The organism is Kineothrix sp. IPX-CK (assembly GCF_039134705.1).
Taxonomy (GTDB): Bacteria; Bacillota; Clostridia; order Lachnospirales; family Lachnospiraceae; genus Kineothrix; species Kineothrix sedimenti.
In genome coordinates, this window is sequence record NZ_CP146256.1 from 3,964,792 (window position 1) to 3,980,505 (window position 15,714).

The 15,714-nt window shown below is 45.9% G+C and carries 12 protein-coding genes; all 12 read right to left on the reverse strand.

Going from position 1 to position 15,714, the window contains the following annotated elements; all coding sequences use genetic code 11:
- Window positions 1–24 precede the first annotated feature (24 nt).
- On the reverse strand, window positions 25–1,098 hold the full coding sequence (locus tag V6984_RS18850; protein WP_342757141.1) for a glycosyltransferase family 52: 1,074 nt from the start codon (window positions 1,096–1,098) through the stop codon (window positions 25–27).
- Window positions 1,099–1,103: 5 nt separating this feature from the next.
- Window positions 1,104–2,360 carry an ATP-grasp domain-containing protein gene (locus V6984_RS18855; protein ID WP_342757142.1) on the reverse strand — a complete coding sequence of 419 codons (1,257 nt, stop codon included), beginning with the start codon at window positions 2,358–2,360 and terminating at the stop codon, window positions 1,104–1,106.
- 44 nt (window positions 2,361–2,404) lie between these two features.
- A complete protein-coding gene (gene pseI, locus V6984_RS18860) occupies window positions 2,405–3,457 on the reverse strand; it encodes a pseudaminic acid synthase (RefSeq protein WP_342757143.1) in 1,053 nt (350 codons plus the stop codon).
- Window positions 3,441–4,151, reverse strand: a complete 711-nt coding sequence (gene pseF, locus V6984_RS18865) for a pseudaminic acid cytidylyltransferase (RefSeq protein WP_342757144.1) — start codon at window positions 4,149–4,151, stop codon at window positions 3,441–3,443. Before pseF ends, pseI begins: the two co-directional genes overlap by 17 nt.
- Window positions 4,152–4,173: 22 nt before the next feature.
- A complete protein-coding gene (gene pseG, locus V6984_RS18870; protein WP_342757145.1) occupies window positions 4,174–6,366 on the reverse strand; it encodes a UDP-2,4-diacetamido-2,4,6-trideoxy-beta-L-altropyranose hydrolase in 2,193 nt (730 codons plus the stop codon).
- Window positions 6,367–6,397: 31 nt separating this feature from the next.
- Complete coding sequence (locus tag V6984_RS18875) at window positions 6,398–7,444, reverse strand: glycosyltransferase family 2 protein (RefSeq protein ID WP_342757146.1); 1,047 nt, start codon at window positions 7,442–7,444, stop codon at window positions 6,398–6,400.
- 19 nt (window positions 7,445–7,463) lie between these two features.
- Window positions 7,464–8,669 carry a UDP-4-amino-4,6-dideoxy-N-acetyl-beta-L-altrosamine transaminase gene (pseC, locus tag V6984_RS18880; RefSeq protein ID WP_342757147.1) on the reverse strand — a complete coding sequence of 402 codons (1,206 nt, stop codon included), beginning with the start codon at window positions 8,667–8,669 and terminating at the stop codon, window positions 7,464–7,466.
- Window positions 8,670–8,711: 42 nt separating this feature from the next.
- Window positions 8,712–9,707, reverse strand: coding sequence for a UDP-N-acetylglucosamine 4,6-dehydratase (inverting) (gene pseB / locus V6984_RS18885; RefSeq protein ID WP_342757148.1), 996 nt, complete (start codon window positions 9,705–9,707; stop codon window positions 8,712–8,714).
- A gap of 527 nt (window positions 9,708–10,234) precedes the next feature.
- Entirely contained in the window at window positions 10,235–11,917 is a 1,683-nt protein-coding gene (locus tag V6984_RS18890) for a hypothetical protein (protein WP_342757149.1), read from the reverse strand.
- Window positions 11,918–11,929: 12 nt separating this feature from the next.
- The gene (locus V6984_RS18895) at window positions 11,930–12,925 is read right to left on the reverse strand and encodes a glycosyltransferase family 2 protein (RefSeq protein ID WP_342757150.1); all 996 of its coding nucleotides are present in this window, start codon (window positions 12,923–12,925) and stop codon (window positions 11,930–11,932) included.
- Window positions 12,926–12,954: 29 nt separating this feature from the next.
- A complete protein-coding gene (locus V6984_RS18900; RefSeq protein ID WP_342757151.1) occupies window positions 12,955–14,139 on the reverse strand; it encodes a glycosyltransferase family 4 protein in 1,185 nt (394 codons plus the stop codon).
- On the reverse strand, window positions 14,136–15,419 hold the full coding sequence (locus V6984_RS18905; RefSeq protein ID WP_342757152.1) for a glycosyltransferase family 4 protein: 1,284 nt from the start codon (window positions 15,417–15,419) through the stop codon (window positions 14,136–14,138). The genes V6984_RS18900 and V6984_RS18905 overlap by 4 nt, the downstream gene beginning before the upstream one ends.
- Window positions 15,420–15,714 lie beyond the last annotated feature (295 nt).

The following is a 15,714-nucleotide window of genomic DNA, read 5'->3' on the forward strand; positions in this document are numbered from 1 at the left end:
CTAAGCATCTATTTAATCATTTTCCTAAATCATCTCATTCTGCCTATGCATCTTTGGCGGCTCATAATTGTCCATGAAATCCTCGCCCAGGTACACGATTTCCTCTGCGAAGCGGATAGCAGAGGGCACCGTAAATACGGAAACTACCCGCCTAAACCTAAGCCCCGGAATGAAATTAAGCACTTCCATAGGAAATTTGCCGTCTAAGACAATATACTCAGAAAACAACCTATGATAATTAAGTACATCTCTCGGATGAGGCTTTATCATAATGACCGTATCCTCGCCGCAGGTATTGCCATACTGCTCTATCACATCACGAAAAAGCCTTTCTCTAACCTCCAGACTGCATAAGGGCTCCGTTAACACGAGTACCTTATTATCACCGCCCTCACGAAGCTTCCTGTCAATATCATCCATGTCGGCAATAAATAAATGGATCAAAATATTCTTCGCCTCTTCGTCTAAAGCCTCTACCAGCTCCGCTCTGGGTTTTTCGATGTACTTGGGGCAAGGATAGGGGAGTATTGAAATATCGTTAACTTCCATATCGATGCAATATTTCGCCCAGCCGTTTTGTATAAAGATGAGATTAAGTGATGCCAGAAATGCCTTGAGCTTAAAATGTCCACGATTGTCATAGCGGGCCGTATCATAAGTACTGATACAATCCAGCCCGTCCTCCAGCGCATGATACTTTATCTTTTTATAACATAAATAATAGCCGATCGGATCGGAATCGCAGAATACATAAACGTCCTTATATTCTTTAAAATCCACCGGAACATAAGATTGCTGCAATTTTCCCAAAAGTTTTGTATATTTTATCCTATATATCATATTGAGAAGAAGGTTTCCCTTATCCGAATGATACTTCATAAGCTCCGGAAACCCGATATCCTCTTTTTCCTCAAACATGTATACAGCTTCGAAAAGTCCGGAGCCTTCCGCCCTGCTCTTCAAATCGCCGAAGTCGTTGGACATCGTGCTAAGTACCAGCTGTGCACGCCCTCTTTTTTCCCTCGGAAGGTTCAATTCCTTCAGACATGCAACATATACATGATAATAAGTATGACAGACATAGATTCTTTCTTTCATGCCCCTTATTCCTCTTCCATATCGATATGAATAAATTTAAGCGCTTTTATGGCGGTGTCTGTCGCTTCCCTTGCGGTCTTTCCGCTAGCAATCACATACCCCAGCCTATCGTTGCTTGATTTCGTGCCGTTTATTACATCTCCGGCCTTTTTATATAGTACGAATTCCTCTAAGCCCTCCAGGGCGTGGATATCCTCCACCACCACTATCCTCTTAATTATTCCCGGAATCCCCGAAATAAAGCGGATGGCAGAGCCTCTTTCCCATCTTGAGGTCAGATCTGTTTTCTCTCCCGCTGCCAAAAGTACGGAACTGCCCACCATATCCACTCCGGTAGACAAAGGCACAAGCTTTGATGTAATGAAATCACCTCCCAGCCTTGCCGCGATTTCCACGATTTTCGGCCCGCTTTCGGTTACCTTTATTTCCGTATGTGAGGGACCGTTTTGCAGCCGTATTGCCTTCACAGCCTGAAGGGTCACCTTTCTAATTGCTGTCTTTATGTCTTCCGGCAATTCGCTTGGCTGGGAGTGTCCCAGCTCCACGAAGTACGGCGGCGGAGTAATGAATTTATCCGTAATCGTAACAATAGTCGTTTCTCCGTTTACGGTCATGGATTCCACGCTCACTTCCGCCCCTGTCATAAACTCCTCTGCCATAACAATGCCGTTTCTGGAATTACTCTTGCTGTATTCATAGATTTCTTTTAATTTATCATTATCTATTTCGATAAGGTCTGTGACTTCCTTCTTCGAATCTGCGGCCTGACCGCCGCTGTTCCTAACATCCACGAGCACGACTCCACGGCTTCCTGCGTTGTCCGCAGGTTTCACGATACAATACCCCTTAAGCTCGCCTACCGCCTTTTTCAATTCCTCAAAATCATGTACCGCATAATATGCCGGAATCGGCACGCCGTTTTCCTTCAGTCTGTCGCGCATATAACTTTTTATCGTAGCGCACAAGGAGTCTTCGTAGGAAAGGTCCGGGGTTTTCCCAAGCCGCTCATTCACATAAGCCGCCGTGCGCACCGGTCCGTCGCTGGTGGAGGTAATCACCACATCCGGCTGATAAATAAGCGCCTGCCTGTAAACCTCCTCCTGATCCAACGTACTGACTACCAGCTTCACATCGGCAAGGGGAAAGCCCGGCGCATTCTCATCGTAATCCACAAGAATAATTTGGAATCCCAGTTCCTTCGCTTTTTGGATTGCCGGAATCTGTAAGGCACTGGCTCCGAGAATCATCATTTTTTTCTGCATCAGCATACCCCCTCGCAATGTTGTTTGCCAAACTATAATCTTTGTCACTCTATATATTTCCAGTCAAGAGGGGTTCCCTTTGCAAGAGCCTCCTTTGCCCGTTTTCCCAGAATTTCATCATAATACATTGTATGCATACCAAAAGCCGGGCGGATGGAACGGACATTCTCCTTGGAAAATTCCTCTCCTGCCTTCATATCCTTTACTACGAACAGGCTTCTTCCGTCCTCTCTGCTCTTTTTCTGCTTCTCGGTCAATTCATAAGTTACCTTACCGAGAGCTTTTTCCACAATGCGGATATCCGTGACCATTTGTTTGAACTCAGCAGGTTCCATAGAAAACGCTGCGTCCGGTCCTCCGTCTACCCGGGACAGGGTAAGGTGTTTTTCTACCATCTTCGCCCCCAGCGCCACGCTTCCGACGGCTACGGCTGTTCCCATGCTATGGTCTGAAAGACCGGTTATGCAGGAAAATACTTCCGCCATATTGGGGATTACCTTTAAGTTCATATCCTCATAAGGAGAAGGATAGGTGGAGGTACACTTTAGCAAAATGATCTGGTCGTTGCCTTCCTCCCTGCACACTTTTACCGCCCTCTCGATATCCTCCAGATAAGCGATTCCCGTGGCGAAGATGACCGGTTTCCCTTTTCCGGCAATCTGACGTATCAGCGGTATGTCATTAATTTCAAAAGAAGCCACCTTGTACGCAGGCATGTCCATTTCTTCCATAAAATCCACAGCCGTCTCATCAAAGGGAGAAGAGAAGCATTCCATTCCAAGTTCGTTTGCCAGCTTCATCAGCTTAGGCTGCCATTCCCACGGCGTATATGCCGTTTCATAAAGCTTGTGCAGAGTCGTCCCGTCCCAGATCGTCCCCTGCGTTATTTGAAAATAATCATTATCGCAGTCTAAGGTGATCGTATCCGGCATGTAGGTTTGCAGCTTTACCGCATCTGCTCCTGCCTCCTTTGCTGCCTTGATGATTGCCGCAGCTCTGTCATAGTCCTGTAAATGGTTAGCGGAAACCTCCGCCACCACAAAGGTCTTTTCTCCCTCACCCACATAACGGCTGCCTATCTTAATTTTCTTTACCATTCTCATCCTCCATCATACGGTACTTGATTTCCGCCAGCTTCCAGTCCGATAAGTTATCAATATCCTGCACTTGCGTCTCGGGAACCACGATCGGAACATATCCTTCCTTCAAATCCCCTTTGCAGGCACGATATTTTTCCGTATTGTAAAAATAAAACTGTCCGCAGTCATGATACATCGTCTCCAAATCCTGAGAGCGTTTCTGCGCGTTTTCCGGATAACAGTATTCCAGTCTGCCATCCCTTATCGCCATCCCCCGCTGCGGAGGAAAAGAAAAGCTCACCACCGGCATAACACCCGAGGCATTATCTCTTTTTAAGATTTGATACGCACTTTTCAGTTTCTCAGATGTAACAAATGGGGCGGTGGGATAAATGCACGCCATATATTCGAAGGTCTTTCCTCTTTTTTCGTATTCCTCCAGTACCTCTAAAAGCACATCGTCCGTAGTCGCGTAGTCGTCGGAGGCTGCACCGCTTCTCATAAAGGGCACACTCGCTCCCGCATCTGCCGCGATATCAGCAATTTCTTCATCGTCGGTAGAAACCATCACTTCATCGAACAGCCCGCAGGTCAACGCCGCTTCGATGGAATAGCAGATAATGGGCTTACCCAGAAACTCTTTTTTATTTTTTCCCGGAATCCTTTTACTTCCGCCTCTTGCCGTAATAATCGCTACCGCGCTTAGCAGCATATCGTTACCTCCTCATTCCGTTCTATAGCTTTATGATTTCTTCCGCAATCCGGGCCGCTCCGTTTCCGTCCGTCACCCCGTGCAGCTTTTTTTTCATTTTGCTTTGCAGCTCCTTATCCTGAAGAAGTCTTTCCAGCCCGTCACATATCCTTTTTATGCAATCTGCCCGGTCCGTTCTTATGTCTCCGGAGAAAAGCATTCTCTCTTCCTTTTCGAAGAAATCGCTGTCATATTTCTGATTGTCCGCGCAGACAAAAAATACCGTGGGTACCTGCATGGCACAGAGTTCAAAAAGTACGGTACCTGCAGCCGATACCGCAGCCTCGCAGCCGCCCATAAGCCTCGCCATGTTTTCTACATTGCGGTGCAGCACTATTTGTTCATGACTATCCGCAAGCTTTTTTAGTTCCTCTGCCTTATTATGGAACCTCCCTACTACCGTATCGAACACCACATCCGAAAGCGCCTCTCTTTCTACCGCCTCCGCAAGAATACCTAAAAGTGCGCTATAAACGTCTCCGCCTCCGCTGCTGAGCAGAACATGTCTCTCCTTGTGACGAAGCGCTCCCTCTTCTTCAGAAAATTCCTCGCGGAGAGGCACATACGCCGTACCAAGGAGCAGCTTCGTATCCTGTCCGTAGGCCTCCTCATAGGGAAAGAGATGGTGATAGGCATTGTAATTAATGACCATGCGCACCGGGTAAACAGCTTCAAACATATCGTCTATATAAATGATATCACATATTTCCTTCAGTGCTTCGAAATATGCCATTGCATATTTTCCATTTGCCACCTGATAGGAATCCACCAGCAGCTTTTCACAGCCCGCTTTTTTCAATTCGGAAAGAAGCGTCTGTACCTCGCTCTCCGGTTCCTTCCATTTCGTTTGCAGGCACACATATTCCACGCCCGCCTGCTTTAGCATCGGAGCGGCAAATTCATCGGCCACAAAAAAGCATACACTTTCTCCCCTTCTTATCAGCTGCTTTGCAATCGTAATACAGCGCATGATATGCCCTGTAGCAATTTCTTCATTGGCATCGGCCCTTATTCCTATCGTATATCTGCTGCCCGCGGCTATACCGCTTACCCCCTTTTTACGCTCATAATCGAAAATCGCGTTCCTTATTTGCTCCATCCCATCATTTCCATATCGCTGGTCCATGGGCAATGCAAGAAGATGTTCGAAAATATACCTTTCCTCGTCGCAAAGATGTTCTTTATTTTCCTTTCCTACAGGCCAGAGCACCGGCGCATACACATCTCTCTTTTGCAGATATTCTTGAAGCTCCTTCCGCTCCTTTGCATAAACCGGAAAGTATAAAGGAACCGCCCTCTCCTCCATGGATTCGAAAACGGGTCTTACGCTTTTCATATCAAGGAGCGCCTGATGCAGCTGCTTATAGTTCTCGTTCCTCACCCGCTTGCACCTTTCTTCGTCTTCCCTGCTTAGCATCGCTCCCGAAATTTGCGATATGGAATTAATGTCCGAATGCCTATCCAGCCATTCTTCCATCTCAGCATTTTTCTTCAGATAGGTTTTCTTCAAGGCCCGCTTTTCGTCTTCAGCCATTCCTCCATAAAGGTATTTCCATTTCTCAGTCAAAAGCTCAAGCCTGCTGCCCGTAAATTCTCCTCCGCCTTGAAGCTCTCCGGAGGAAAGGGGAATATCGGAAGCTACGAAGCCTCCGTCCGGTACCGGATACCATTTTCTAAGGCTGCCTATCACGTAATCGGCCTCCCCTCCCGCATCCTCCAGATAATAGGACTGCGTCACATCCTCCATAATATGAAGTCCCTGACTTCGCCACTGCTTAAGCAAAGACCGCATCGGCTTCCATGTATCCATTCCGTAATAAGGATGGATAAAAAGCAGACCCGGTCTTATATGTTCTATCTGTTTACAAAGCTCTTCCCGAGCTGCCTCCAGATTCTTTCCAATATGATAAAAATGCAGTTTCCACCCTTCCTGCTCAAAGGGAAAAAATACCGTATCGCACATGTATGCAGGAATCAGGCATTCCTTCAGTATCGCAGGCTCGTTTTCCTCAAGGCTTCGAAGCGCCCATGCAATTGCCTCCCTGCCGGACTGAGTATATGCACAGTATTTTTTATTGTATTTCTCCACTTCCTTCAAAAATGGCCCTGCCGCACCGCCTAAGCCGCCTGCAGGCACATTTTTCGGGTCGATTTCATAAATGCTTCCTATTTCCATGAAAGAGCCTTTCCCTAAATGTGAACTTTAACTATTTATGTCCAATCACTCCTACCGAACAAGCTTTTCTCCACCTTCGGTACGCCCACAATAATTTATAATACAGCATAAAAAAAAGTGTGGATTTCTGCTGCATTCTTACTAACTTCTTCTCTTCCTCATGGGTTCTTTCCAGATAATACGGATTCTCCATGAAACCGGGGAAGGTCTGTCTCATTTCCTCTCCCAGCTTTTTCACAAACCGGTATCTCGTATGCGCTACGCCCGTCATATAGGTGAACAGCGTATTGACATAAAACAAAAGAGCAAAGCTATATTCCAGTTCCGGCCTAAAATCCTCCATATAATGATGGCGTCTTGCCTCCGCCAGCATCAGTCTGCCAGCTTCCATACGGTCCTCGCAGCGCTCCTTGGAAATCGTATGCACCGTGGAGGTCTCATGCTGATAATAAAAATAAAGCGGCTCCTGTATATATTCAAAATGTTTCGCAAGTATCAGATAGGAATTTCCAAGAGCGTTATCTTCATAAAAGATATTTTCCGGGAACCAAAGCTCATGTTCCATGATCATCGAACGTTTAAAAATCTTAACCACCAGACTTCCGCCGTCCAAAATAAGGCTGCGTCTTTTATCTGCTGTGAGTACACCACTTTGCTCCACTTTGCTGTTATGCACTACCTGACCGACCTCCATGGAATGTACATCGGTCAGACTGTAATCGCAACCCACCAGGTCGGCACCCGTTTCTTCAGCTCTTTTTAAAAGCAGCTCATACATATCGGGAGTGATCCAGTCATCGCTGTCGATGAATCCGACCCATTCCCCCTGAGCCAGCCTTAAGCCGATGTTCTTCGCCCCGCCCTGACGCTTGTTCACTTCGGAATGAACCGCTTTGAATTTTTCAGGAAACCGGGCCTCATAATCCTTTAAAACGGTAAACGAACAATCGGTGGAGCAATCGTCCACCGCTATGATCTCGTAATTGTCTATCGTCTGATTCACCAGGGAATTCAGGCAGTATTCCAGTTTTTGGTCCGCCGCCATATTATAAACAGGCACGATAATACTCAGCTTCATCTCCTGCACCGCCTTCTCATCATTTTGCAAAATACTGCGCGACTTTCGTTACTGCACGGATAACGTCCTGCACATCCTCATCTGTCATCGCGTAATAAAGAGGAATACTGATGATCTCCTCATACAACTTCTCCGCTTTCGGACAAAGTCCCTTTTTATACCCGAGCTTCTGATAGTACGGAAAGTAATAGGTAGGGATATAATGTACGTTACAAACGATGTTCTCTGCTCCAAGCGCATCGAAAAACTGTTTTCTGTCTATCGTGAGCTGTTCCGGTACCAGACGTAAAATATACAAATGCCTCGTTGTATCGGACTGCGGGATTTCCTGCTGTATAGCCATCTGGGGAAGCTTTGCAAACGCTTCGTCATAACGGGCAACAATTTCTTTTCTGCGCCTTGAAAAAGCCGGAAGCTTATTTAACTGGCTGATAAGAAGCGCCGCCTGTATATCCGTCATACGGTAATTATAACCCAAATCGATCTGCTCATAGTACCACGGTCCATCCGGCTCATGCTCCATCTGCTCTGAGTCCCTCGTTATTCCGTGAGCTCTGTAAAGCAACAGCTTCTGATAATATTCTTCGTTATTCGTAAGCACCGCTCCGCCTTCTCCGCTGGTTACTGTTTTCACCGGATGAAAGCTTAAGGTAGTCATATCTGCAATAGAGCCGTTTGGCTTTCCATTGTACTTTGTCCCTATTACATGTGCACCGTCCTCAATCAGCACCAGTTTTTTTTCCCCGCATATGGCTAAGAGCTCATCCTCCTCGATGGATTGACCCGTAAAGTCCACTGCCACTACGGCTTTCGTCCTATCTGTAATATGCTCTTTTACCGATGCCGGATCAATATTATAGGTCCTATCGTTAATATCTGCAAATACCGGTTTGGCGCCCACATAAAGCGCGCAGTTGGCGGAGGCTGCGAATGTGATCGGAGTGGTTATTACCTCGTCGCCCCGGGTAACACCTGCCGCCATACAGGCAATATGAAGGGCTGCCGTACCGTTGCTGCAAGCCACCGCATATTTCGCCCCTGTTAACTCACACAGCTTCTCTTCCAGCTCGGCGATTTTGGGACCGCAGGTCAGATAATCGCTTTTCAGTACATCCACCACCGCCTGGATATCCTCTTCATCGATATATTGATGACCATAAAATATTTTCGTATCGCGCACGGGAGTTCCGCCGCAAATTGCCGGTTTTTCCATATTATTGATCATATTTTTCCCATACCCTTTCCGATTCCGAAATCCGGTGCTTTCTTATTTTTCTAAATCTACGGTCTTAAGGAGTTCCTTTATCTCTTCTACGGACAGCCACTGAACGTTGTTATCCGAGCTGTAAGAGAAGCCTTCCGCTACCTTTTTGCCACTTAAATTTATTTGCTGCTTGCTGTTCCAAATCACCTGCGGATAAACGATGAAATGCTTGTCATATTCATAAGTTGTATCGGAATCTTCCACCGTCACCATGATTTCGTGAAGCTTCTCTCCCGGACGGATTCCCACCTCCAGCATCTTACAGCCCGGAAGCATCGCCTGAGCCAAATCCGTAATCTTAAAAGACGGAATCTTGCTGATGAAGGTCTCACCTCCGGTAGCTTCCTCCAGCGCTTTGATGACCAGTTCCACTCCCTCTCTCAAACTGATCCAAAATCTGGTCATACGATAGTCCGTAATCGGGAATTCCGTTTTACCATTTTTCATGAGATTATGAAAAAAAGGAATCACAGAACCGCGGCTTCCCGCAACGTTTCCATATCTTACGATGGAAAAATTAATCTCCTTCGTTCCCGCATACGCATTTGCCGCCACGAACAGCTTATCGGATACCAGCTTTGTACCGCCGTACAAATTTACCGGATTTACAGCCTTATCCGTGGATAAAGCCACTACCTTTTTTACACCGGAATCCAGCGCCGCGTCGATAACATTCTGCGCTCCGTGAATATTCGTCTTAATTGCCTCATTCGGATTATATTCGCATGCCGGCACTTGTTTAAGCGCCGCCGCATGAATCACATAATCCACTCCCTCAAAAGCTCTTTGCATTCTTTCTCTATCACGTACATCACCGATAAAGAAACGTAGCTTATCCTTATATTCCCTGAATTCATTTTCCATTAAAAACTGCTTAAATTCATCTCTGGAATAAATAATAACCTTCTTCGGTTCGTAGTGCTCCAAAACATACTTGGTAAAACACTTTCCGAAGGAGCCTGTCCCGCCTGTGATCAGTATCGTTTTATTATTTAACATAATTATTTCCTCCAATATTACCATTACATACACCATTCGTGTATTCAGATCTCAAAAATACACCATTAGTAAATTCAAATCTCAGAAATACACCATTCGTGTATTTCGACACACATTATATCATAAATCAAATCACCTGACTATACATAATACTCCAATTTATAAATGCTGCGTATTACTCGTGTTACTGTTCACTCCGTTCTCAGGAATGTCCGGCAAATGGACTTTTTACAAACTTTTACGGGCAATCGAAGCCGAATCAAAAGAACGACTGTGCCTATGAAAATATTTAGAAGTTCTTTCTTTGAATCGCCAAGCCATAACAAAAAACAAAACTGTTTGAGCGCAGCGAGTTTTTTGTTTTCTGTTATGTTTGGCTTGACGATTCAGAGAATTAGAACTTCTTATATATTTGAATTCGAAGCAGGAGTCTTTTGATTCGACTTCCATTGCCTTCGATATCTGAAAAAAGTCCATTTGTAGGCCCGTTGCTGTGAGGAGTGAACAGTAACTATAAATGCTACGTATTACTCGAATTCATACACGCTCCAAAGAGATTTCCGACCTACCATCCGATAGCCCTCAAGCTCCGGATTGCTTCGAAGAATCAAATCAAGGCTTTCCTCCTTAGTCTCTCCGTCCGCCGCATATACGATCAGCTTATGGCTGCCGCATACAATATCGTCGGTAAGCTCTTCCTGATTATTCTCACTCATGAAATATGCCCTTTCATATTCCATCAGTTCATTGGAGCACCACCAGACATGATAAGGAGTCGCAGCATTATATAAAATCACTACCGGAACATCGGCATTTCCCTTGGCGTATTCCACCCTGTCCCCATCTTCTTCATAGAGGAACAGCACTTTGCCTGTTATGAGTTCATGAACATCCTGTGCCAAAAACAAAAGAAAAATAAGTGCAATGCCGGCCCTCCTAAGTCTCTCGTTAATGAACAGCGCACGGAAAATTCTGCCGGATAACGTATATAACGCTACAATGATTAACAGCATCCATATCCCATATACAGGAAGCTCATAGCGGTTAGAAGTCTCGTAAAGCAAAAGCGCCGTCTTGGAAACCGTAAAAAAATACCCGCAGACCGCAAATAAAAGAAGAAAATATGCCTTATAATCCCCGCCTATCACAAACGCTTCTGTCCCGGAATTGTTCTTCTTTCGGATAAACAGTACGATTGCCATAACAATAATCGCCGCGAGAAGCAACAAAAAATGTCCGTCAAAAACATATTCATCCATCAGTCTGCCGAAAAAACCAAGTCTATCCACAGTATTCGCCCCGTCTAAAAATTCTGCCGCCGCTCCGGTTCCCCGATATCCTCTGAAAATATGCGACAGAGAGGCAGGATAGCTTATAACCGCCATCCCTATGGAGAAGGCGCAGCTAAGGCCGTATCGGAAGCAGTTCCACAAATTTTTGTCCCTCCATAGAAGCCACAGACAAAAACCTGCCGCCATAAAAAACAAAAAAATTATATAATAATATTGTGTCAGAAATCCCAAATAATTTACAAACATAAGGGGCAAAAGGAAACTGCTGAAACGAAGATCACCTCTTTTACTCATTGAGTGTTCTTCACTAATTGACCGCACATGCAGGCAGGCGAGCAGCAGCACAAAAAGAGTCAGCCATTCATACATTCTTATAAAAAGAACTCCGGAAATAATAGCCGCATTAAAACCGTGAGCTGCGCTGACAAGAAAGGTAAGCGTCTTATTTCTGTCCGTCACCATATAGGCCAGCCATGCCAGCAGGAAAAAGTTAATGACAAATGCGAACAAGTTCACGCCGATACCCAACCACTTGCTGAATATCCCCGGAAACAGCGAGCATGCAGTATGCAGGAGAAAATAAAAAAAGGGAGGATGCACGTCCCAGGACTGCACGGTGGCTACCAAGCTATAGTTAAACCCTTCACCCTCCAGCACGACGAACTCATTACGGTACGTATCCCGGGCTGCCCATTCCCTATCCGGCTCGAACAGCCCCGCCGTTCGGTTGGAAGAATAATAGGAATAATATTCATCCTCATGAAAACCTGCCTTTTTACCGCCATAATAAAGAACCAGAAGTACTTGCAGGCAAAGCAAAGCCAGCATGCCGGCCTGCCACGCATAATCCCCGATATTCTTTTTTTTACTATGATTCCACTTCTTTTCCTTCATATAGCTTTCCGCCGTATCTTTCATTTCCGTATCGCCTCATCTTCTCATTTTAAGACTATGCAGCCTCCGCACCGTCTTTGGGGCCCCTGTAAGAAGCATCAGATAGAGCTTATTCTTTGCCGTAAGATAAGGGTTCCTCACCGTATCCGGAACATGCCTCCGTAAATATTTCTTTACCGAGCGGTAGCATTCATCCTCATCCACCATCCTGGAAACCGGAATATGTAGCAGGTAATCCAATCTTTGATATAACGCAAATCGAACCGCTTCCCTTTTTAACATCGGATATTTTTCTTTCACCAGCGCTTCAACCATATCCGCATTGATCACAATATCGATAAAAACTCTTGAGAATTCATCCTTCGTTTTCTTTCTCGTATTGCTTCCGATACGGTAAAACACATGATAACACTGCTGCGGAATCACTGCGATACTCCCCGCCTCCTCCAACATATTTACAAGAAGGTGAAAATCCTCATTCAATACTCCTTCGGGAAAGAGGCGGCCTTCGAACAGCCTCTTATCCGTCAGCTTCGTGCAAAAAGAGCTGTCTCCCTTATGCAGCAACAGCTCCCGAAGAAACCTTTCCGGTTCACATACATGTGCCTTCTCAGGCGGTTTGCATACATCGGGAAGCTTCTGTCCGTTCTCGTCAATTTCATCTCTGGAAACCTGAGCCATGCGAACCCCATATTTGTCCACACATTCCATCAGCCTCTCATACATGCCGCTATCGATGAAATCATCGCTGTCCACAAACCCAAGCCAACTTCCTCTCGCCTCACTAATCCCCAGGTTCCGGGCGGAAGACGAGCCTCCGTTTTTCTTATGGAACACTCTGATTCTTTCATCCTTCTTTGCAAGCTCATCCACCAGCCGTTCCGTCCCATCATTTGACCCGTCATCCACCAATATGATTTCCAGATTGGAATACGTCTGTCTGCATATAGAGTCCACGCACCGCGGTAAATAATCTATAATATTATAAACAGGAACGATAACGCTGATCAATTCTTTCCCTGTTTTTTCCATTTCATTCCTCATGTTCTTATCCCTGCTTCCTATACCCGGTGCTCCGCTACCATCTCGTACATCCTCCCCGGCGCAATAACCGGTGCCGGGCTAAACGGTCCATCCTTTGCCGGAATCACCTTCCCATCCTTTAAATCCCCGCAAAAACGAAGCAGCTCCCCTGCTGCATATTCCGCATTCCACTTTCCGGTAATCGTACGGTAAGCTTCTTTTCCAAGCCGCATGGCAAGCTCCGGCTCTTTTACCAGCTTTCTGACCTGCATGGAAAAGTCCTCATAGGAGCCGTTTTTATACACCAATCCATTTTCTCCATGCTTTATCAGGAAAGGAACCGCTCCCGCTTCCACATTGGCTACCACGGCACAGCCGCTGTTCATGGCTTCGTTGACAACCGCTCCCCAGCCCTCCAGATAATTGCTGGTGAACAAATGGATCCGGCATTTTTCCATTATTTTTCTAACTTCCTTCGGTTCCGTATACCCGTAAAAGGTGAAGTATTCTTCCAGCTCGTCCGCCCTTACCGTACGCTTCAGTTCCTCCTCCAATTCACCGCTTCCCACCATATGAATATGGAAATCCGACTTTGCTTCCCGCAATTCCTTAGCAAGCCTTACTGCAAATTCGGGATGTTTTAACGGTATAAACCGCCCGGCCCATACCATATCGATTCTGTCAAGGCCTCCCTTCAGGCTCTCAAGCTCTCCTTCCGCATATAGAACAGTCTCAGGAAAATAACCGAACCGGAACATTTTGTCCGGATAAGCTCTTACAATATGAAAGTCCGAAGCCACATATGCTCCCGCACACAAAAGGTATACCGGTGCCTTCCGATATCTCGTATGCTCCTTATATTTCCTCACCAGCCCCCTCGGTGATACAGCTTTCCACTGGCCTTCCCGATACAGCCTTTCGCTCACCCGAATGACCGGCTTTCCCCCGCGCAGGCGCTTAGCCACAATATCCTCTCTCCCGGTCCAGCCGAAAATAACGATATCGCTCTCCATAATCAGGTTGCGGCATTGCTCCTCCTGCTCATACAGGCAGAGCACATAGGGCAGCTTATGAAGCGCCACGCTCCATCCCATGGCAATCCGCTGCTCTTCCATGGGCTCGGTCTGTATAAAATGATAGTCTTCTCCCAGCGCCTTATAGCATGCGTCCGAAAAAGGAATCTGATGATGATTGATATAATTGGATACAAAGGTAACCGTCATTCGCAAATCTCCTTATATATTTCCAAAAGCCTTTCGTAATTAGCGTCTCCATTATGGGTCTTATATGCCCTTCTTCTTGCCGCTTCCGCTCTTTTTAGTGTCTCCTCCGGGTCCATCCACACCCTAAGTACCGCATCCCCTAATTTATCCACATTCCCCGCATCGTAAAGAAGTCCCTCTGCTTCATCTTCGAGCATACTGGGAATGCCTCCCGTTCGCGCCGCCACTGCAGGCACGCCTAAAAGCATGGCCTCTCCCATAGAATTAGGGGAATTTTCCAAGGAAGACGGGCATACGAATACGCTGCTTTTTAAAAACTGCTGCTTCATCTCCTCCGCTGAAAGCTTGCCAAGTATCTTCACCTTATCCCCCAGACCGTATTCGCGTATCAGCTTCCTCAAATACTTTCCATAGGAGGATATCTTTATCCGGTCTTTCATCGACCGATCATCGATAATACTATTTCCCGCCACATAGACGACTGCATCCGGATATTCCGAAAGAATCCTCGGCATAGCCAAAAGCACATAATGAAAGCCCTTTAGAGGATAGTCCCCCTGACTTAGAAAAATGCTGTGAGGCACGCACTTTTCCTGTTTCCATTTTCCGTTATAGAAATTAAAGCGCATGGTTTCATTCATATGGTAATATTTTGCATTGCCATTGATCTTTTTCGTTTCTTCTCTGTCGAAACCGGTTCGTCCCGTAATATTTCCGGCGTTTTTCAGAGCCTCTTTCTCATGCTCTCCCCGCAGTCTGAACTTCTCCTGCTGCCGCCTTATTCCGTCTCTTTTTATTATATCCCGGAAGGTCCTTCTCTTCTGTACGTATTCCGGAAGATCTGCCATATAAGCCTCAGCGCAGGCAAAACAAAGCCCCTGTATCCCTATCAGGATTCTCTCCGGCCGGCCGGATGCTCTCGTCATAGCCAGCGTATGCGGAAACTCCGTTCCGAAAATATGCACAACATCGGGATTAAAGTCTTTCAGGATTTCCGAAAAACGCCTTTCCATACTCGCATCATATTTTTCCGGCGAGTTAAGGGTCTCCTGGAAGGCATAGCACGCCGTATTTCCAAGCATCCACCGCCCGTTTAACTCCTTAAGTTTCCCTTCCAGCCTTTCCACCGGAAAACAGATTCCCAATTCCATCTGCCTCCTGTCATCCTTACCCATGCGTTCATAGATACCCGTCAGCCAACCTTCCCTATTGCTGTAGGGAAGTCCAAGACTTTCTGCAATAGCTGGAAGCATAATATTACATAACCACAATACTCTCATATTTATACCCATGTTCTTTCCAAAGTCCGGAGACTTTGTGCAGGTGTGCAAGCACACCTTATGCCGCTGCTTCGTGATATTCTCTTAGAATTAGAACTTCAAAAGTCCTTTTTGCTAACTTTATCAGGCAATAGACCCAAAATAAAAAGAACGACTGCACCTATGAAAATATTTAGAAGTTCTTTCTCTGTATACTTGAGCCATATCAGAAAACAAAACTGTTTGAGCGCAGCGAGTTCTTTGTTTTCTGATATGCTTGGCTCAAATTTACTGAGAATTAGAACTTCTTATATAT